Below are 19,696 nucleotides of genomic sequence, written 5' to 3'. Positions count from 1 at the left end.
GAAAGATAGCTGAATATTTTGTATATTTAGTTTATTTATTGTGTGACAGTTCGTGGCTGTTCAAGTTTGACAATTTTTTTATATTTAACTTGGTATAAAATGTAACAAGTAATCATAAATGGAATGCCACAATAAAGAGCAATTCTTTGATCTGGAATGAAAGCCAAACTAACAAATGTAATGAAATTGAGCGAGAACGCTACGATTGGAACTAGTGGATAGAGCGGTGTACGATATTTTAAATCATTTATGTCGCCACCATTTTTCACGAAATTTCTACGGAAGAAAAACTGTGAAGCGGCGATTGACATCCACACGACAACAGCAGCCATCGCTGCAATAGATGTTAAAACTAGAAAGACAGTATCTGCCGCAAATACACTTGTTAATAAAGAAAGACTTGCAAAAATCAGACTGAAAATTAATGCGTTTAGCGGTACACCTCTTTTAGTTAATTTAGTAAACGCTGGACTTGCCATTCCTTGTTTTGCCATCGCCCACAGCATACGAGAATTTGCGTATAGACCAGAGTTAGCAACGGATAATACAGCTGTAATAATAACGAAGTTCATAATGTCTGCTGCATATGGGACACCGGCTACATCAAATACAAGTACAAAGGGACTTTCGACTAGATTAGCCTCTTGCCACGGGAGTAAACCTACAACAACTGATATCGCTAAGACGAAGAAGAAGAGAGTTCGCCAAATTGTATTTTTGATTGCTTTTGGAATTGTTTTTTCAGGATTTTCACTTTCTCCTGAAGCGATTCCAATTAATTCTGTTCCTTGGAAGGAGTAATTTACTGTAATCATCGTAAGAAGAACAGCTAATGCACCGTTTGGAAATAGCCCGCCATTTTCAGTGAAATTATGAAGCATCGGAGCTGGCTTTCCATTAAAGTCTAGTAGACCGAACATAACAGCGCCACCAAGTACGATGAAAATAACAATTGTTGCAACTTTTACACTTGCGAACCAAAACTCTGCTTCTGCATATGCTTTTGCTGATAAAGCGTTTACGAGAAATAGCGCTGCTGCAAATGTAACGCACCAAATCCATGAAGAAACGTCTGGAAACCAGCGTTTCATTAAAATACTTACAGTTGTTAACTCTACGCCAACTGTAACAGCCCAATTTAGCCAATACATCCAACCGACAACAAATCCAAAACCAGGTGAAATGAATTTGCTTGCATAGCTTTGGAATGAACCTGCTTCTGGCATAGCAACGGATAATTCACCAAGACATAACATCGTTAAATACATAACAAATCCACCGACTAAAAATGCAAGAATAGCACCACCAGGTCCGGCATTATGGACAATTTGACCAGATCCCATAAATAGCCCGGTTCCGATAACACCGCCGAGTGCAATCATAAATAGGTGTCTACTTTTCATTGTTCGTTTTAAATCTGTTTGTTCAATTTGTTGATTCATATGCCCCTCACCCCGTATTTTCTTGAATGTGTGAACTTCGTTTTATTCTGAGTTTTTAATCATTAGTGGGGGATGCAACACACACTCGGTTTATTTACTATGAAATGAATGGAGTATGTAAAAAAACGAACTATGACTAAATACTCTAAGAATGTTTGTTAACATGGTGATATCTTCACCATGTTAACAATTTTGATTTTAGCAAAATATTCTGGAAATGTATATTTATTTTTCTTTTTATTAAAAATAATTAGAATTTTTATAATTAATTCTATGAGCGATAATTCACATGATCTTTCTAGCAAACTAGTAAGAAGAAGGGTACAATGATAAGAGTTGTGTCTGTAAAATAATAATTAATGGAGTTTTGTTTATAATGAAAAAGTTAAAATATCTTTTTGTTTTTGGGATTATACTTGCTGCTGCATTTTTTATAGGAAAAGATAAAATTATGCAAAAGGCGCAAGTTCTACGCTTAGAGTTTCTATCTGAAATGAAAGAAGCAGCTATGATTGAGGATGTTCCGTTTATTAAACAATTACCAGAATTACCTCGAGGATGTGAAGTGACAAGTTTAGCTATGTTGTTGCAATATAAAGGTGTACAAGTAGATAAGATGCAACTTGCTAGCGAAATTCATCGTGTTCCATTTGAACAAAATGGCGTACGGGGAAATCCTTACGAAGGGTTTGTTGGAAATATTTATACAAAGGCAGAGCCTGGATATGGTGTATATAATCAACCAATTTTTAATTTGGCAGAAAAATATGTTCCTGAAAAAGTAATTAATTTAACAGGTAGAGACATGCAAGATATATATAAAGTAATTAGTTCTGGTTCACCGGTATGGGTCATTATTAATACGACGTTTAAGCCGCTAGCTGAAAGTAGTTTTGAAACATGGAATACGAGTTCAGGTGAAGTGAAAATTACATATTATGAGCATAGTGCAGTAGTAATTGGATATGATCAAAACTTTGTATATGTAAATGATCCTCTTAAAAATAATCCGCGTTTGGCTGTTCCGCGAGCAGAATTTGAGAAAGCTTGGGAGCAAATGGGAAAACAAGCAATTACTATTTTATAATAATGAAAAAGTCATCTTTTGGGTGGCTTTTTCTTTTTGAGTTATTATTACAGAAAATTTAGAAGATTCTTTTAAAAGTTAACAATTCACGTTATAATAACATTTAACTTGGTGAAGAAGGAGTGAAGGAGTATGGATGTTGCAAAGGAATTTGTTTTGTCAAAAAATCAGTTAGTTGAGTGGAGAAGGCATTTTCATAAGTATCCAGAGTTATCTTTTCAAGAAGAAAAAACATCGCAGTTTGTGTTCGATATACTTCGGAAATTCCCATATTTAGAAGTGTCACGGCCGACTAAATATAGTGTGATGGCAAAGTTAGTAGGTAAACATCCGGGCAAAACAGTTGCGGTTCGAGCCGATATGGATGCTCTTCCTATTCATGAAGAAAATGAGTTTGATTTTATTTCTACATATAAAGGTGTAATGCATGCATGTGGTCATGATGGACATATAGCGATATTACTTGGGGTTGTACATAAGTTAGTAGAAGAAAGAGAGAAGATTAAAGGGGAGATTCGTTTTCTATTCCAACATGCTGAAGAAAATTTTCCTGGTGGTGCAGAGGAGATGGTTGCTGCAGGTGTAATGGAAGGTGTGGATTATATTATTGGTGCTCACCTTTGGGCGTCGTTAGAGGTTGGGAAAATAGGTGTTATTTATGGTCCTGCAATGGCTGCACCGGATGTTTTTAAAATTAAGATAGAGGGAAAAGGTGGACATGCTGGAATCCCTCATGAAACGGTGGATAGTATCGTAATCGGAACACAAGTCGTTTCGCAACTTCAGCAAATTGTATCTCGCCTCACGAATCCATTAGATTCGCTCGTAATATCTGTTACGCAATTTCATGCGGGGACAACTCATAATGTAATACCAGAGCAAGCCGAGATTGAAGGGACAGTGAGAAGTTTAAGACATGAATTACGAGGTGAAACAGAGAAGAAGATTGAGCGGATTGTGAAGTATATTACGGAATCTTACGGAGCGAAATATACATTTTCATATGAATATGGATATCGACCAGTTGTAAATGACTATGAAGCTACAGAGCTTATTGAACAAACGGCATTACAACTTTATGGAAGGGATAGAGTTGTTCGTTTACAGCCAACGATGGCTGGAGAAGATTTTTCAGCGTTTTTACAAAAGGCACCGGGGACATTCTTTTTTATCGGAGCAGGAAATAAAGAGAAAGGTATTATATATCCTCACCATCACCCTCGTTTTACGATTGACGAAGATGCATTACCGATTGGAGTGGAAGTCTTTGTATCAGCCATTATGAACTTTATAAGTAAAGGAGAATGAGATGAAGAAAATACACATCCTAGCGCTTATTCCAGTTCTTTGTTTAGTAGTTGGGCCAATATTTGCGAATTCAGTTACTCCTTACGTATTAGGGATGCCCTTTTTATTATTTTGGGTATTATTATCAGTGTTTATTACATCTCTTTGTATGGGGCTTGTGTACGTGCTTGATCCTGCTAATAAGGAGGATGTAAAATGACTGCATTACTTATCATTATTTTATTTTTGTTTCTCGCACTATTTTTAGGGATTCGGGCACAACATGGAAAAGATATGAATTTAGAGCAATGGTCAGTTGGAGGAAGAGGGTTTGGTACTATTTTTGTTTTTCTCCTTATGGCAGGTGAAATTTATACGACGTTTACATTTTTAGGAGGAAGCGGCTGGGCATATAGTAAAGGCGCACCTACCTTTTATATTTTAGGTTATGGTGCTCTAGCTTATCTTTTATCGTATTTTTTATTGCCACCGATTTGGAAGTATGCAAAAGAGCATAACCTTGTTTCGCAGTCGGATTTTTTTGCGAAGAAATACAGAAGTAAGGCGCTTGGACTTATTGTTTCAATTGTTGGTGTTATTTCCATCATCCCATATCTTGTTTTACAGTTAAAGGGACTGGGAATTATCGTTTCAGAAGCGTCTTACGGAAGGGTATCACCTGTTGTTGCGGTTTGGATTGGTGCTATTGTTATAACTATATATGTAATGGTTTCAGGTATACACGGTTCAGCTTGGACGGCTGCTTTGAAGGATATTATGATACTGTTTATCGTTATGTTTTTAGGTATATATTTACCGTATCATTATTATGGAGGATTTCAGCCGATGTTTGAAGCTGTAGAAGCAGCGAAACCAGGATTTTTATCTTTACCTGAAGAAGGAATGAGTATTTCTTGGTTTGTTTCTACTATTATATTAACGGCCCTCGGTTTCTATATGTGGCCTCATACATTTGCTTCTGCTTTTTCTGCAAAAAATGAAAAAGTATTTCGTAAAAATGCAACAATTATGCCATTGTATTCTTTAGTGTTACTTTTCGTATTTTTCGCAGGGTTTGCTGCTATATTGCAAGTTCCTGGGTTAAAGGGAGCGGATGTAGATCTTTCGTTAGTCCGTCTTGCTTTACAAACTTTTGATCCTTGGTTTATTGGGATTATTGGTAGTGCGGGAGTATTAACGGCATTGGTTCCAGGCTCTATGCTTGTTATGGCGGCTTCTACACTGTTAGCAAAAAATATTTATCGAACGATCGTTCCGTCTGCTTCAGATAGACAAGTTGCTAAGATGGCAAAATTATTTGTGCCTGTAGTAACGCTCGTGGCAGTTTTATTTACATTTAAAGGAGGGGAAACAATAGGAGCACTTCTCTTAATGGGGTACAGTATCGTTACGCAACTTTTCCCTGCACTTGTATGTAGCTTGTTTCCGCGCCAAATTGTTACGAAGCAAGGAGCGATTGCAGGAATGGGAGTTGGGCTGTTAGTGGTCGCATATATTACCTTATCTGGCTCAACTATAGCTACGATGTTTCCGAGTTTTCCGCAGTATATAAAAGATTTGAATGTGGGCATAGTCGCATTGTTAATTAATATGATTGTGATGTTTGTAGTTAGTGGATTTACAAAAGGTGTATTTATAAAGAAAAACACTACAATAGTAGAAAAGTAATTCGTTTATTGGAGCTATCTTTGCAAAGAGATAGCTCTTTTTTGTATATATTTTCTTCTATTAGCGGAATCTAACTAAAAACTTGTTGAAAAGGAAGTTAGGTGGGGAAATTGTTAGAGCTTGAAGGTAACTTATTTGAAGTTATGAAAGAAATTAGGGATGAGTTAGGTTCACCTAATGATTTAACAATTAGAGAAGTTGTTCTTGCTGGGAGTTTTACACGTTGTGCGGTTGTGTTTTTATGTGGGTTAACAGACAAGGATAATGTTTATAAATATGTAGTTCGTACTCTTCAATATGAAGAAGTGCAAAATGAAGCGGCTGTCGTTCAGACGTTATTGGATCGTTTTATTTCTATTGCGGAAGTGGGTAAGAAGACAACGTTTCCGGATATTATAAATGCGATTTTAGCGGGAGATACAGTTATATTAATTGATAATATTCAAACTGCTATCGTTATTAATAGTAGGGCTTGGGAGAAGAGAAGTTTAGAGCCACCAGTGACAGAAGATTTAATACGCGGACCGAGAGTTGGATTAAATGAAGATATTAATGTGAATAAAATGTTAATCCGACGCAGTTTACGCGATCCAAAGTTGAGGTTCCAATCTTATATTATGGGGAAGCGATCGCAGAAAGAAGTAACCCTAGTATATATAGAAGATATTATTAATCCTCACATTGTAAAAGAGTTAGATCGCCGTCTTCAATCAATAGTGACAGATATTATTTTGGAAACAGGTACGATTGAACAATTAATTCAGGATAATAATTTATCTCCATTTCCACAGTTTTTGAATACAGAGAGGCCAGATAATATTATAGCGTCATTAGCGAAGGGAAAAGCGGCCATTTTAGTAGACGGATCTCCGTTTGCTCTTATTGCACCGCTTGTGTTTGTTGATATTTTTCAATCTGTAGAAGATCATTACGAGCGCTGGGTGATTGGAACGTTACTAAGATTTTTACGTATGGGTTCAGGTATAATCGCGGTTTTGTTACCAGCTATGTATGTAGCACTTGTATCTTATCATCAAGGACTTATTCCTTCTAAACTGGCTTATTCAATTGCAGGTGCGAGGGAAGGTGTTCCGTTCCCAGCATATATTGAAACGTTAATGATGGCCTTGACTATGGAATTAATACGAGAAGCTGGAATCCGATTGCCGAAACCGATGGGACAAACGATAGGGATTGTAGGAGGTCTTGTAATTGGAGAAGCTGCGGTAAATGCAGGGATTGTAAATCCGTTTTTAGTTATTATTATTGCAGTTACTGCGATTGCTACGTTCTCGCTTCCTGTATATAGTATTACGATTACGTTCCGGATTTTACTTTTCGTCTTTGTATTAGCTGCAACTGCTTTTGGGTTGTATGGGATCATTCTAGCTCTGATTGCACTTGCTGTTCATATTACAAATTTAACAAGTGTTGGTATACCGTATACAACTCCAATTGCTCCTGCATTTTATAAAGATTGGAAAGAAGAATTTATTCGCATACCAAAAGCGATGTTGAAAGATAGACCGGAGTACTTACAAACAAAAGATTCTACAATACGTCCAAAGGAGCGAAAATAATTGAAACCATTTGAGTATGGCGATGAAGAGATTGGATCTCGGGAAATTGGGTTTGCGGTATCATCGACCATTATTGGTATAGGGGCATTGTCTATGCCAAGAGATATCGCTAACCAAACTTTATTTTCGGACGGTTGGATTATCTTGCTTTTGGGTGGACTGATTTGCGCAGTTTTAGGCTGGTTTGTGACGAGAGTGGCTATCTTATTTCCAAAACAAAATTTTGTTCAATATACGAGTGCGCATTTGACGAAGCCTGTTGCATACACAATTAGTAGTATTTTAGTATTAACGTTTGCTGCTTTGACAGCGTATGAATCGCGAATGATTTCAGTTATTTCTCAAACGTATTTATTTAGTGATACACCAATACAACTACTGTCTTTTTTCTTCTTATTAGTTGTTATTTATGGAATAGCAGGATCAAGAGCAGCCTTATTAAGGTTAAATGTTTTATTCTTGCCTATTGTTTTAATTGCGATAGTACTTCTTTCTTTATTGAATATAAATTTAATGGAAATAAATAATTTACTACCAGCTTTTCAAACGAAAGTAAGTCAATATGCTGTTGGAGTTAAAAATTCTATTTTTACGTTTATTGGATTTGAAGTAGCTTTATTTTATGCGGTGTTGCTGAATGATAAGACAGCGAAAAAAGCGCCAATGGCAGTCGCGAAAGCGGTGATGGTAAACGTGCTGTCATACATTTTAATTTATGTAACTTGTATTAGCGTTTTTACGTATATGACAACACGTGGATTGACATATCCAACAATTGAATTAGGGAAAGAAATTGAAATTGGTGGAGGATTTTTAGAAAGGTTTGATGCGATTTTTTTTACGACTTGGATTATTACTATTTATAACACTACAGCAATGTATTATGACGTCGCATCTTTATTGTTTTGTGCTATGTTTCCGAAAGTGAAGAAACAAATTTTTATTTTCATAAGTGCCCCTATTATTTTTATGGTGAATATGATACCTAGTAGTTTAAATACTTTATCAAGTTATGGGACTTATTTAGCTTGGATAGATATGGGGTTTGTTGTGTTAGCTCCTTTGCTCGTTTTAATTGTATATAAAATAAAAAGAAGGAATGGTGGAAATGAAACACCTTCTTAAAATTATAATGGTTATGGCTTTAACTGGATTTATGAGTGGGTGTTCTGAGTTAGAAGAGATAGAAGAAAGAGGATTTGTAGTAGGAGCGGCTTACGATATTGTGAAGGAGAAGAAAGCGAATCCAATTATGAAAGGGACCTATCAGATGGTACTCCCCAGTAAATTGTCTCAACAGGGTGGACAAGGGGATAGCGAAAATTATATTAATGTTAGTGCAAAAGCAGATAGTGTATTTGAACAAATAAGAATAATCGCCAAAAAAATTAGTCGTACATTATTTTTCCCTCATATACAGGTGATTATTTTCTCTGAAGAATTACTTTCACATCCATACATTTTACAAAATACGTTAGATGTATATATTCGCGATCATGAGATGAGAAGAAATATTCGTTTGTTCGTTTCTAATAAAAATGCCGAAGCTATTTTAAAACAAAGTGCCAAGCCTGAAAATTTACCGGCGCAGTATATTGATATGTTAGCTGAACACCCTCCGAAAAATGCCCAAATGATTGAGGCTGCAAGAATTGGTGAGGTGCAGGAAAAGATGATCTCTAACCGAAGTTTTGTATTACCTATTCTGGAACTAACAAAACAAGGAGTACAAATGAACGGTGCAGCATTGTTTCGTGGAAAGGATAATAAATGTGTAGGCAATTTGAGTGGGGAAGAAACAGTAGGGATGAATTATATAATAGGCAAAAAAATTGGAGGTTTTTTTACCATCCGTAAAAAGAATCAACTTATTACATATGAAATTCATAAGTTACGTCGAAAAATTAAAGTATCCACAACGAATGCTACAAAACCAAAGTTTGATATTCATTTATCTCTGGAAGGCACATTGGCTGAGTTGCATTTCAGTGATCATAAAAAGGTTTTGAATGAAAAGCGTTTAGAGAAGGATATATCGGAAGAAATGGAGAAGCGTATTCAAAAATCAATTAAACTTGTTCAAAAAAAATATAAGGTAGATGTACTAGAGTTAGGGGAAGTGTATAAGCGACATAATTATAAAGAGTGGAAAAAGGTAAGTAAGAATTGGGATCAAGGCGAAAATTACTTTAGTAATGCTGAAATTACTGTTCACGTTCATCCAACAATTGAACATTCAGGTTCAGCTTTACCGAAAAGAGTGAAATAAGGTGATGAAAGTTGTTTACTGGATTAGGAATTAGTTGCACGATATTAATGGCGGTGCTGCCGGGGGCTATTTATTTCATTCATAAAAAACTCACAACGTATGGAGCACAGCCGTGGAATACTGATGTACAAAAAAAGAAACCTGAATAATTTTCAGGTTTCTTTCGTGCAAAGCATATGTGAAGGGGGATGCCTTCTATGTATGCTTTGCTTTATACAAGCCCTAACCAATGTACCAATTGTGTAGAGAGGAATGTAACAACAATGGCGATAACGGTAGGGATTGCAAACGATAAGAATGTCCATTTTGCACTTTTTGTTTCTTTGTATATATTAACAAGTGTTGTTCCGCACGGGAAATGAAGAAGTGAGAACAACATTGTGTTTAACGCTGTTAACCAAGTCCAACCATTTTCTAGGAATAGATTTTTAATTTGATTAAAATCATCTATTTCAGTTAAAGCCCCAGTTGATAAGTAAGACATTAATAAAATTGGAATTACAATTTCATTAGCGGGTAGTCCAAGAATGAATGCAGCTAGAATAAAGCCGTCAAGTCCTAACATTTTAGCAAATGGATCTAGAAAGTTTACAAAATACATAAGTAAGCTTGTGTCACCAATAAAAATATTAGCAAGTAACCAAGTTAATGCAGCTGCAGGGGCAGCAACAACTATAGCTCGTTTTAAAACGTAGATTGATTTATCGAGTGTTGCGCGAACAATTGTATTCCAAACTTTTGGCTTGCGGTACGGAGGTAACTCCAGTGTGTAGTGAGTTGGAACCCCTTTTAAGGCTGTTTTTGATAGTACCCAAGAAACAGTTAATGTCATAATAACACCAATTACAACCATTCCAACTACAACGCCAGCAGTAACCAATGTTTGCATACTGCCTGTATAACCAGCAGCCATAAATAGTGAAGCCATTAAAATTAACATAGGCCAGCGACCGTTACAAGGAACGAAGTTGTTCGTTAAAATTGCTAGCATACGTTCACGTGGTGATTCAATGATACGTGTTGACATAATGGCTGCTGCATTACAACCAAATCCCATTGCCATTGTTAAAGATTGTTTCCCGTGTGCGCCGGATCGTTTGAATAAGCGGTCCATATTAAACGCGACACGTGGTAAGTATCCGTAGTTTTCTAATAGCGCGAACATAGGGAAAAAGATTGCCATAGGTGGTAACATAACGCTAATAACAGCACCGATACCACGGAACAAACCAAGTATTAAAATGCCATGTAACCATTCAGGTGCATGCGCTGCTTGGAACCAAGATGTTAAATATCCTTCGGCCCATCCGAAGAATTCGGCAATCATATCAGATGGTACGTTAGCGCCTGCAATTGTAAGATAAAAAATAATAGATAAAATACCGAGCATAATTGGAAATCCCCAGATTGGAGATGTGAAAATTTTATCTAGTTTTTCGGAACGATATAATTTATCAGTATTTGTATATTGGACAGATTCTTTACATATGCTTGCAGATGTTCGGTAAATATCTCCGACTATATCATCTCGTATATCTTCTTTTGAAAGTGTTTGTGCATGTTGAATAATATAGTCTAATGGAAGAGCTTTACTGGCTGAGTGAGATTCCATTAATTACGACCTCCCTTACAAGTGGTTCATTATGGTGTTTTTGAAGTGTAGTTAAGAAATTTTTATCTCCATCTAATATACGTAACGCAATCCAACGTGCTGGATACGTATCACCGAACACTTTATAAATTTGTGGTTCTAATTCCTGAATCATATTTTCGATTTTTTCGCTGTAAGTAATTTTAATTGGTGTTGGAATTAGTTTTTTATTTGCTACTTTTGCAATAACATTTAGCAAATGACCAATACCTACTCGGTTACGTGCTGAAATTTTAACGACAGGTACACCAAGTGATTTTGCTAATTTCTTTTCATCGATAACAATCCCTTTTTTCTCGGCTTCATCAATTAAGTTAATGCAAATGACTACATTATTTGTCATCTCCATCACCTGGAGTGCTAAATTTAAATTTCTTTCCATAGCAGTTGCGTCTATGACAACTACAGTTACTTCTGGTTTTTCAAATATAATATAATCCCTCGCTACTTCTTCGTCTGCGGAATTTGAGTATAGTGAGTAAGTTCCAGGTAAATCTATTAATGTATAATTACTTCCGTTATGTTCATATTCTCCTTCAGCTTTTAAAACAGTTTTTCCCGTCCAGTTTCCAGTATGTTGTTTTAAACCTGTTAAAGTATTAAATAATGTACTTTTCCCGGTATTCGGGTTACCAGCTAAAGCAATACGATGTTTGCTCATCTGAAATCATCTCCTATTAATACCCCGAAAATAAGGGAGCTTTCTTCTTTGCGCAGTGCAATAGTTGTGTTGCTCACTTGATAAGCGACCGGATCTCCAAGTGGACTGCGTTGCAATACTTTAATCGTTGCCCCTGGGATAAATCCCAAATCTAATAAACGTCGTTTCATAGTTCCTTCTAATTGTATCTTCTCAATTTGTACAAACTCCCCTGTTTTAAACTCGGAAAGGGGTTTAGTATTAGCCGATACCATAAAAGTTACCTCTTCTCTATATTTTTAGTGTTAGTTTAAAAAGTTTCCTTAGGTAAACTTTTTGTTAGTAATATAGTAGACTACATTGGATGATGCTGTCAATTAGTACTTTAAAAATATTCATTTAATTTTAGAATTGTTCCAATTTATTTAGTTGTACTAAAAAATATTACTGAAATTCTTTTTAATGTGCATAAATTAGGCGTGAAAAAGTTACAAAATACAGCGGAATTGTAAATGTAACTTTAACTAAAAGGGAAAAAGAGAGAAAAACATTTACATTGAATTTACATTGTTAAGAATAAATTTACATTACAGCATAGTTAGTGTGGTTTTTGTTTGCTTCTTTAACTACAAATGTTGGGATTCCTAGCTTTTGAGGATGATTATCGTCATTTACTTAAAATTAAAAATTGCTTAACACTCACATAATATTGTTGTCCTACAATGAATTTGTGTTCGAAAGAAAATGAATTCGAAAAGTGATAATCCAAATGGGGGTACAAGACATGGTTATGAAAAAAGGTATTAAATTTTCTTTAGCAGCTTTAGTGGTAGCAGGAGCATTAGTTGGGTGTGGGAAAGCAGAAGATACAACTAGTAAAGAAACTGCTAAAGGAAGCGATAATACAAAACAAGAATTATCAGGTACGATTGCAGCAGCTGGTTCTACAGCTCTTCTACCTCTTGCGGAGGAAGCTGGAAAGAAATTCATGGAGAAAAATTCAAAAGTTTCTATTCAAGTTCAAGGTGGCGGTAGTGGAACTGGGATTAACCAAGTAGCATCTGGTGCAGTACAAATTGGTAATTCAGATGTTCCGTCTGGAGATAAAATAAAAGATGCTGAAAAGGCGAAAGAATTAGTAGATAACAAGGTAGCGGGTATTGCATTCGCTCTTGTCGTAAATAAAGATGTAAAAGTTGATAACTTAACAGTGCAACAAGTACAAGATATCTTCACTGGAAAAGTAACAAACTGGAAAGAAGTAGGCGGAAAAGATGAAAAAATCAACGTAATTAATCGTCCGGCTTCATCTGGTACACGTGCTACATTTGAAAAAACGATTATGAAAGACGCGAAAATTAATGATGGAACTGGTACAACACAAGATTCTAACGGTGCAGTAGAGCAAGCTATCAATTCTACTCCAGGTTCAGTAAGCTATTTAGCGATGTCTTACATGGTTGGAGATAAAAAAGGTGCACTACAAACAGTGAAAATTGATGGTGCTGAACCGAAAGTTGAAAACATTGCGTCTGGTAAATATCCATTCTGGTCTTACGAGTATATGGTAACAAAAGGTGAAGCGAAAGAAGCAACAAAAGCTTACATCGATTATGTAAAAGGTAAAGACTTTGAAAAGCAAGTAGAAGATATGGGCTACATTCCAATGTCTAAATTAAATAAGTAATAAAGTTTTATGGGGCTGGCTGCAAGGCCAGTCCTGTTCATTTCAATCTGTGAAGTGGGGTCTGTCCTGTGATGAAGGGGAAAAAACAAATTAATTACGTGAAAAGTGAATATATAGGAAGATCACTTGTTACGTTTTGTGGTATTTTTATTGTTTTAATTACATTAGCTATTATTGCGTTTATTTGTGGTAAAGGTATTCAATCTTTTACACAAAGTGGTATCTCATTTACTGAGATGTTAACATCGACAAAATGGAATCCAAATGCTGATCAAGGATCCTTCGGGGCTTTAATTTTCATTGTAGGTTCAACGGTGGTTTCGTTAGGTGCGGTTATTATTAGTGCACCAATTGCTATAGCTCTTGCTATATTCATGAATTTAATTTCGCCAAAGTTTGGAAATAAAGTATTGAAGCCTGTTCTAGAATTGTTAGTTGGTATTCCTTCGGTTGTATACGGATTATTAGGGGTTACGATTTTAGTACCACTATTACGTGATTCGTTTGGGGGAGTAGGCTTTAGTTTAATTGCGGGTATTGTTGTATTAAGTATTATGATTTTACCTACTATTGCTAGTATCGCTTCTGATGCAATACGTTCTGTTCCATTTGATTATTTAGAAGCTTCTTATGGTCTAGGATCAACAAAATGGCAAGCGATTAGCCGAGTGATTGTTCCTGCTGCGAAAAAAGGGATTTTAACAGGTGTTGTTTTAGGCTTAGCGCGTGCTTTCGGTGAAGCGTTAGCGGTTCAGATGGTAATCGGGAATACGATTAAATTACCAGAAGGAATATATAGTCCGACAGCGACGTTAACTGGTATTTTAACAATGGACATGACGAATACATTGAACGGAACTGCTTGGAACAATGCGCTATGGACTTTAGCGATGATTTTACTTGTTATTTCATTCCTGTTTATTTTAGTAATTCGAGCGATTGGGCAAAGAGGTGAGCGATAATAATGAATGCAAGAACGGTAAATAAAGTTTGGACGGGTATCTTTTATGCGGTTGCGGCTTTAGTTGTAGCTTTGCTAGTGTTCTTAGTATTTGAGATTTTACAAAAGGGATGGGGATTTTGGGATCCTAATTTCTTGTTTGGAGAACCAAGCAATACAAGAGCTGGTGGTGGGATTGGTCCGCAGTTATTCAATTCCTTCTACATGCTTGTTATAACGCTTATTATATCTATTCCTCTTGGATTAGGTGCTGGAATATATTTAGCAGAGTACGCAAAACAAGGACGTTTTTTAAATTTTGTTCGTCTATGTATAGAGACGATGGCGTCTTTACCTTCTATTGTTGTTGGTTTATTTGGTTTGTTAGTGTTCGTTACAATGACAGGTTGGGGATACACAGTAATGGGTGGTGCTCTTGCTTTAACTATTTTAAATTTACCAGGTTTAACGCGTGTTTGTGAAAATGCGATTTCAGAAGTTCCTCATAATGTAAAAGAGGCAAGTCTTGGATTAGGTGCAACGAAGTGGCAAACAATCGCTCGTATTATTATCCCATCGTCATTACCACAAATTATTACAGGGATTATTTTAGCGGCGGGTCGTATATTTGGGGAAGCGGCAGCATTAATTTACACAGCGGGTTTAACATCCCCGATTTTAAATTCAGCAGCGGATTTCTCAAGTCCTGCGCATCCTTTAAATCCGTTTAGACCAGCTGAAACATTAGCGGTTCACATTTGGAAATTAAATTCTGAAGGAGTTATTCCAGATGCGAAGTTGATTGCGACAAAATCTGCAGCTGTATTAATTATTATGGTATTACTATTCAATGTTATTTCACGCTTGATAGCATCTATATTACACAAGCGCTTTACAGGAACGAAAAGAAAAAGTAAAGCAACGAAAAAGGTAAAAGCGGCATAAATTATAAAGAAGAACTCGCTATTTTATAAGTAGGGGGTTCTTTTGTATTTTAATATAGAAGGAATGGATGTAATGATTGTTGAATTTGTGATTAATTATAAAGAAGAACAGATGTAATTTAGAGAGGAGTTTTAATTTGTTTTTTCTGCAAATGTCAGGTTTTCCTGGGTCAGGAAAATCGACAGTTTCTAAGTATATAGCGAAATTAACAGGTGCTGTAATTATAGATCATGATGTTTTGAAATCCGCGTTGTTAAAATCATTAAAAGTAAAAGGAATTGAATCAACGATTGTTGGTGGGCTTGCGTATGATGCCGAATGGGTATTGATTGATTCTTATTTAGAACAAGGGCATAGTGTTATATTGGATAGTCCGTGTTTATATGAGGGAATGGTTGAAAAAGGAATTAAATTATCAACTAAACATGGTGTGAAATATAAATATATTGAGTGTTATCTTAATGATATGGAAGAGATTAATAGGAGACTGCAAATACGTAAGCGTATGATCAGTCAAATTGAAAAGGTGGAGTCGGAAGTAGGTTTTGAAAAGTGGTTAAATGGTAGTCAAAGACCTTTAAATAATGAATACCTTATTGTGGATTCTAGTAAACCTATAGAGCAATATGTGGAAAAAATGATGGATTATATGACTAAGTAGAGAAAAGACGTTATCTTCATTTGTGAAGATAACGTCTTTTGTTTTTAAATATCAGGTGTTTCTGTAGAAGTGCTTATTTTCCTACGGGAGCGTCTTTTTCTCCCGATTTTATCTAATAGTTCATACATAACTGGAACGACTACTAATGTAAGAACAGTCGAGACTGCCAAACCGCCGATGACAACGACGGCTAAACTTTTTGATACCATACTTCCTGCTTGGGATTGGCCAAATAGGAGTGGGAGCATAGCGACGATTGTTGTAATAGCTGTCATAATAATTGGGCGTAGTCTAGTAGAACCTGCTTCAAGTAAGGCTTCTCTAGTTTCCATTCCGTGTTCCCGATTTTGTTGGACTCTTTCTATTAATACAATAGCGTTTGTAACAACAATCCCGATTAACATTAATGCGCCAATCAAGGAATTTATATCAACAGGTGTTCTTGAGATGATTAATCCTAAAATACCACCGACAGCAGCTAACGGTAAGGAGAATAGGATTGCAAAAGGAGCGCGTGCTTGCCCGAAGGTGATAACCATAATTAAATATACAATCCCGATTGCAATCCCCATAATTTTGAATAAATCTGTAAAATTCTCTTGCATAGATTCAGTAGCTCCTGCGATATTTACTTTTGAACCGCTAGGTAAATCTAAGTCAGTTATCGCTTTATTTACTGCTGTGTTTACTTTACTCAAATCTTCATTTGAAGCTTCGGCGGTAATTTGAATTGTTTCTTTTCCGTCTTTATGGAAAATTTCTGTTTGCGTTTGTTTTTCTGAAATAGTTGCGATGTCTTTTAAAGGAATTGGTCCATTAGTAGGTGATAGTATGTTTGTATTTAAAATATCTTCTTTTTTGGTAATATTTTCCCTTTTGTGTTCTATCATAATAGTAGTTTTTTCATTATTAATTGTAATTTCGCCAATAGGTGACTTCTTCATAAGGAATGCTACTTGTTGCGCAGCTATTTCTGGTGTTAAACCTAGTTGTTCAGCCTTTGTTTGATCAATATGAATTTGCCATTCTTTCTTAGAGTCTTCTAAATTCGTTTTTACTTTAGAAAGATCATCCATGCTTTTTAGTTTTGTTTCGACGATAGTAGCCGTCTCTTTTAAATCCGCTTCGTTAGTAGCTGTTACGTTAAATTGTAAGTTGTTGCCGCCGCCAGAGCTTGAATAACTTGTTTTTATATAATCAAGTTCAGCAGGCTTAAAAGTTTTATTTTCCTTTTTTAACTCTTTAATATATTGATCAATATCAGAACCTTTTTTAAAGACTACAAATATACTAGCAAGGTTATTTTTAGTTGTTTGCCCCCATTGTGCATCTTCTGCGCTAGATCCCATTCGTAAAATAACGTCTGTTACATCTGAATTAGAAAGTAATTTCTTTTCGAAATCAAATGCTTTTTGTTTTTGAGCTTCAGCATTATAATCGGCTGGAAATGTCATGTTAATAGATAACATTGTGTCGTCCTCAGATTTTATGTTTGCTTTCGGTAGTAATATATAGGCTGCAATTGATCCTGCAAATAATAAAAATGCAGTAAGTAGAATAATGAATTTATGAGAAAGAGACCAATTTAACGTAGCGACATATCGTGATGAAGAACTTGGCTTTCGATGCTTTGTTTTTTTGAGTAGTAAAAAAGCCATAAGTGGAACGACTGTGAGTGCAACGATTAAGGATGATAGAATAGAATATACAACTGCTAATACCATAGGTAACATTAATTTTCCGATTGCTCCTGATACGAGGCCGATAGGTAAAAAAACAGCGACCGTTGTTAAAGTAGAAGAAGTAATTGCGACGGCGACTTCTTTTGTTGCATCAAGAATAATATTTTTAGAGAAAGAATCTTTTTGTAAACGGCGGAAAATATTCTCGATGACAACGATACTATCATCGACGAGACGTCCAACCGCAACAGCTAAACCACCAAGGGTTAAAATGTTAAGTGTGATGTTAGATTGATGTAGTAAAAAGAGTGTTAATAAAATAGATAATGGAATACTGACAACAGCGATGAGTGTTGTTCGGAAGTTACGTAAAAAGATTAAGATAATTAGAGTTGCAGCGATTGCTCCAAGTATTACTTCTTTTCCCATGCTAGTAACAGCATTTTCAACTTGTTCATGGGTTGAGGCCAAAAGTTTAATGGAAAACTGATTTTTATATTCCTTATTTATCTCTTTAACTTTTTTATCAATCTCTTTTCCAATTGCAACTGCATTTTTGCTCGGTTCTTTCATGATGATTAATCCAGTGCCTTCTTCTCCGTTTATATGTGAGATTGTATCGTAGTGTTGTTTGATTTCGATTTGAGCAATGTCTTGCAATTTCACTTGGGGTACCACAGTGATGTTTTTAATGTCATTTACATTTTTTATGTCCCCAATGATGCGGAGGTTGTATTCTTCCTGATTAACAGTAATTGCCCCAGCTGGAGTAGAAGTTTCTTTTCCTTGTAAAACAGTGAGTACCTGCTGTGATGTTACGTTTTTGTTTTTTAATTGGTTCGGATCAAGTACGATAGATAATTCAGAGGTGGATTTTCCGAAAAACATAACATTAGCAACACCATCAATGTTTTCGAGTTGTGGTACGATTTCTTTTTCAATTTGTTTTTCATCTGCTTTTGAAAACCCGTTTTGTTTCTGGATAGTAATTTGGGCGAGTGGAATCATAGAAGTGTTTAGTTGACTAACTACGGGCTTGGTTACATCTTTAGGTAATTTAATTGTATTGACGGCTTTTTCGACTTCGCGTGCTGCATCTTTCATGTTTGCTTTTGATGTATACGCAATGTCGATACGTGATAATCCCTCGTATGTAGAAGAAGTAATGGTGTCGACGTGTTCTAAATTGCGAAATTGTTTTTCGAGAGGATCAGTTACATCCTTTGTCATCGTTTCAGCGTCGAGTCCTTGAGATAAGGTTGTGACGGTAATTGCTGGATTGTCGATACTTGGTAAAAATTCCATAGGTAATTTAGAGCCGGAATAAACACCGAGTATGGAAATGAGAAAAATCATGATGATAATGGCAGCTCGGTTTTTTAATGAAAACTTTGTTAACCTATCCATAAAATAATTCCTCCATTGGTTTATTTATAGTTGAGTACATCCTTTCTTACTATATAACAAAAAATGGATATTTTACATTAATTAAATGTAAAAAAATTCTAATAATATTCTTAAGTTTATATTTGCATTGAAATTGTTTAATGTGGATGGGATTTTTTCTTACGGCTAAGTTATATCGTTATTCTATAGAAGGATAATTATTATAAACTTTAATATAGAAGAGAATGAAAACCTGGGAAGGTATTGTGAAATGCAATTTGGTTGAATGAAGTGTAGTAGTATACAATCAGAATAACTATTTTTAGTAGGAAGGATAATAATTCTTTCTATAGAAGAAAGTAGGATAGATAATTTTTTTGTGTTTTTTATAAAAAACACTTGTTATTTAAAAATCATGATGGTATATTAATAAACGTCGCTGATGCGGAAACGCAGAAAACGACAAAAAAGAAATTTAAAAACTTAGTTGACATCGAAAAATGAAGATGTTAATATGATGAAGTCGCTTCTGAAGCGGCGGACAAGTTCTTTGAAAACTGAACGAAACAAACAACGTGAAACGTCAAATTTTATTTTTAGATGCTAGACAAACTAACTTTATTGGAGAGTTTGATCCTGGCTCAGGATGAACGCTGGCGGCGTGCCTAATACATGCAAGTCGAGCGAATGGATTGAGAGCTTGCTCTCAAGAAGTTAGCGGCGGACGGGTGAGTAACACGTGGGTAACCT

Annotated in this window: 17 protein-coding genes and 1 rRNA gene; 13 read left to right on the top strand and 5 right to left on the bottom strand. The window is 35.6% G+C overall.

Annotated elements, in window-relative coordinates; genetic code table 11:
- Positions 1-35 precede the first annotated feature (35 nt).
- On the bottom strand, positions 36-1,442 hold the full coding sequence (locus tag BUA87_RS23250; protein WP_071714272.1) for an amino acid permease: 1,407 nt from the start codon (positions 1,440-1,442) through the stop codon (positions 36-38).
- A 376-nt stretch (positions 1,443-1,818) separates the two neighbouring features.
- On the opposite strand from BUA87_RS23250, the gene BUA87_RS23245 reads away from it, so the two are divergent.
- The 8 genes from BUA87_RS23245 to BUA87_RS31435 all read left to right on the top strand — a co-directional run bounded on the left by BUA87_RS23245 (position 1,819) and on the right by BUA87_RS31435 (position 9,503).
- The gene (locus BUA87_RS23245; RefSeq protein WP_000734491.1) at positions 1,819-2,529 is read left to right on the top strand and encodes a C39 family peptidase; all 711 of its coding nucleotides are present in this window, start codon (positions 1,819-1,821) and stop codon (positions 2,527-2,529) included.
- 132 nt (positions 2,530-2,661) lie between these two features.
- Entirely contained in the window at positions 2,662-3,837 is a 1,176-nt protein-coding gene (locus BUA87_RS23240; RefSeq protein WP_000382086.1) for an amidohydrolase, read from the top strand.
- A gap of 1 nt (position 3,838) precedes the next feature.
- Positions 3,839-4,036 carry a DUF3311 domain-containing protein gene (locus BUA87_RS23235; RefSeq protein ID WP_071714273.1) on the top strand — a complete coding sequence of 66 codons (198 nt, stop codon included), beginning with the start codon at positions 3,839-3,841 and terminating at the stop codon, positions 4,034-4,036.
- Entirely contained in the window at positions 4,033-5,505 is a 1,473-nt protein-coding gene (locus BUA87_RS23230; RefSeq protein ID WP_000125935.1) for a sodium:solute symporter family protein, read from the top strand. Before BUA87_RS23235 ends, BUA87_RS23230 begins: the two co-directional genes overlap by 4 nt.
- A 101-nt stretch (positions 5,506-5,606) precedes the next feature.
- Entirely contained in the window at positions 5,607-7,085 is a 1,479-nt protein-coding gene (gene gerLA, locus BUA87_RS23225; protein ID WP_002060757.1) for a spore germination protein GerLA, read from the top strand.
- Positions 7,086-8,210, top strand: a complete 1,125-nt coding sequence (gene gerLB / locus BUA87_RS23220) for a spore germination protein GerLB (protein ID WP_000802008.1) — start codon at positions 7,086-7,088, stop codon at positions 8,208-8,210. It begins immediately after the preceding gene.
- Complete coding sequence (gene gerLC / locus BUA87_RS23215) at positions 8,194-9,354, top strand: spore germination protein GerLC (protein ID WP_071714274.1); 1,161 nt, start codon at positions 8,194-8,196, stop codon at positions 9,352-9,354. The genes gerLB and gerLC overlap by 17 nt, the downstream gene beginning before the upstream one ends.
- 11 nt (positions 9,355-9,365) lie before the next feature.
- Positions 9,366-9,503: a hypothetical protein gene (locus tag BUA87_RS31435; RefSeq protein WP_000493991.1), complete on the top strand. Its 138-nt coding sequence runs from the start codon at positions 9,366-9,368 to the stop codon at positions 9,501-9,503.
- Positions 9,504-9,565: 62 nt separating this feature from the next.
- On the opposite strand, the gene BUA87_RS23210 is transcribed toward BUA87_RS31435, so the two are convergent.
- Genes BUA87_RS23210 through BUA87_RS23200 form a run of 3 tightly spaced genes read right to left on the bottom strand, consistent with a single transcriptional unit; the run spans position 9,566 to position 11,920 of the window.
- Entirely contained in the window at positions 9,566-10,966 is a 1,401-nt protein-coding gene (locus BUA87_RS23210; RefSeq protein ID WP_000443602.1) for a nucleoside recognition domain-containing protein, read from the bottom strand.
- On the bottom strand, positions 10,944-11,666 hold the full coding sequence (locus BUA87_RS23205) for a FeoB small GTPase domain-containing protein (protein WP_000033865.1): 723 nt from the start codon (positions 11,664-11,666) through the stop codon (positions 10,944-10,946). Before BUA87_RS23205 ends, BUA87_RS23210 begins: the two co-directional genes overlap by 23 nt.
- Positions 11,663-11,920 (bottom strand): FeoA family protein, encoded by a 258-nt coding sequence (locus BUA87_RS23200; RefSeq protein ID WP_000252989.1) that lies wholly within the window; start codon positions 11,918-11,920, stop codon positions 11,663-11,665. Before BUA87_RS23200 ends, BUA87_RS23205 begins: the two co-directional genes overlap by 4 nt.
- Positions 11,921-12,429: 509 nt before the next feature.
- Between BUA87_RS23200 and BUA87_RS23195 the strand changes: the two genes are divergently transcribed.
- The 4 genes from BUA87_RS23195 (at position 12,430) to BUA87_RS23180 (ending at position 15,878) form a co-directional block, all read left to right on the top strand.
- Entirely contained in the window at positions 12,430-13,332 is a 903-nt protein-coding gene (locus BUA87_RS23195) for a phosphate ABC transporter substrate-binding protein PstS family protein (RefSeq protein ID WP_000245112.1), read from the top strand.
- A gap of 71 nt (positions 13,333-13,403) precedes the next feature.
- Complete coding sequence (gene pstC / locus BUA87_RS23190) at positions 13,404-14,294, top strand: phosphate ABC transporter permease subunit PstC (RefSeq protein ID WP_000676676.1); 891 nt, start codon at positions 13,404-13,406, stop codon at positions 14,292-14,294.
- Between the two features lie 2 nt (positions 14,295-14,296).
- Positions 14,297-15,217, top strand: a complete 921-nt coding sequence (gene pstA / locus BUA87_RS23185; protein ID WP_000994139.1) for a phosphate ABC transporter permease PstA — start codon at positions 14,297-14,299, stop codon at positions 15,215-15,217.
- Between the two features lie 136 nt (positions 15,218-15,353).
- Entirely contained in the window at positions 15,354-15,878 is a 525-nt protein-coding gene (locus tag BUA87_RS23180; RefSeq protein ID WP_000465757.1) for a P-loop nucleotide/nucleoside kinase family protein, read from the top strand.
- A 44-nt stretch (positions 15,879-15,922) separates the two neighbouring features.
- On the opposite strand, the gene BUA87_RS23175 is transcribed toward BUA87_RS23180, so the two are convergent.
- A complete protein-coding gene (locus BUA87_RS23175; RefSeq protein ID WP_072940953.1) occupies positions 15,923-18,967 on the bottom strand; it encodes an efflux RND transporter permease subunit in 3,045 nt (1,014 codons plus the stop codon).
- A gap of 597 nt (positions 18,968-19,564) precedes the next feature.
- Between BUA87_RS23175 and BUA87_RS23170 the strand changes: the two genes are divergently transcribed.
- Positions 19,565-19,696 (top strand): 16S ribosomal RNA (locus tag BUA87_RS23170); the annotation flags it as partial.

The sequence above is a fragment of the Bacillus sp. bc15 genome, from assembly GCF_900142585.1.
GTDB classification, from domain to species: domain Bacteria; phylum Bacillota; class Bacilli; order Bacillales; family Bacillaceae_G; genus Bacillus_A; species Bacillus_A cereus.
Note: the sequence above shows the minus strand (reverse complement) of the source record. Positions and strands in the feature narration are given on the sequence as shown.

Excerpts from the sequence above, each read along its gene's own strand:
- BUA87_RS23250 (WP_071714272.1), bottom strand. The coding sequence starts at position 1,442 with ATGAATCAACAAATTGAACAAACAGATTTAAAACGAACAATGAAAAGT.
- BUA87_RS23245 (WP_000734491.1), top strand. The coding sequence starts at position 1,819 with ATGAAAAAGTTAAAATATCTTTTTGTTTTTGGGATTATACTTGCTGCT.
- BUA87_RS23240 (WP_000382086.1), top strand. The coding sequence starts at position 2,662 with ATGGATGTTGCAAAGGAATTTGTTTTGTCAAAAAATCAGTTAGTTGAG.
- BUA87_RS23235 (WP_071714273.1), top strand. The coding sequence starts at position 3,839 with ATGAAGAAAATACACATCCTAGCGCTTATTCCAGTTCTTTGTTTAGTA.
- BUA87_RS23230 (WP_000125935.1), top strand. The coding sequence starts at position 4,033 with ATGACTGCATTACTTATCATTATTTTATTTTTGTTTCTCGCACTATTT.
- gerLC (WP_071714274.1), top strand. The coding sequence starts at position 8,194 with ATGAAACACCTTCTTAAAATTATAATGGTTATGGCTTTAACTGGATTT.
- BUA87_RS23210 (WP_000443602.1), bottom strand. The coding sequence starts at position 10,966 with ATGGAATCTCACTCAGCCAGTAAAGCTCTTCCATTAGACTATATTATT.
- BUA87_RS23205 (WP_000033865.1), bottom strand. The coding sequence starts at position 11,666 with ATGAGCAAACATCGTATTGCTTTAGCTGGTAACCCGAATACCGGGAAA.
- BUA87_RS23200 (WP_000252989.1), bottom strand. The coding sequence starts at position 11,920 with ATGGTATCGGCTAATACTAAACCCCTTTCCGAGTTTAAAACAGGGGAG.
- BUA87_RS23195 (WP_000245112.1), top strand. The coding sequence starts at position 12,430 with ATGGTTATGAAAAAAGGTATTAAATTTTCTTTAGCAGCTTTAGTGGTA.
- pstC (WP_000676676.1), top strand. The coding sequence starts at position 13,404 with ATGAAGGGGAAAAAACAAATTAATTACGTGAAAAGTGAATATATAGGA.
- pstA (WP_000994139.1), top strand. The coding sequence starts at position 14,297 with ATGAATGCAAGAACGGTAAATAAAGTTTGGACGGGTATCTTTTATGCG.
- BUA87_RS23175 (WP_072940953.1), bottom strand. The coding sequence starts at position 18,967 with ATGGATAGGTTAACAAAGTTTTCATTAAAAAACCGAGCTGCCATTATC.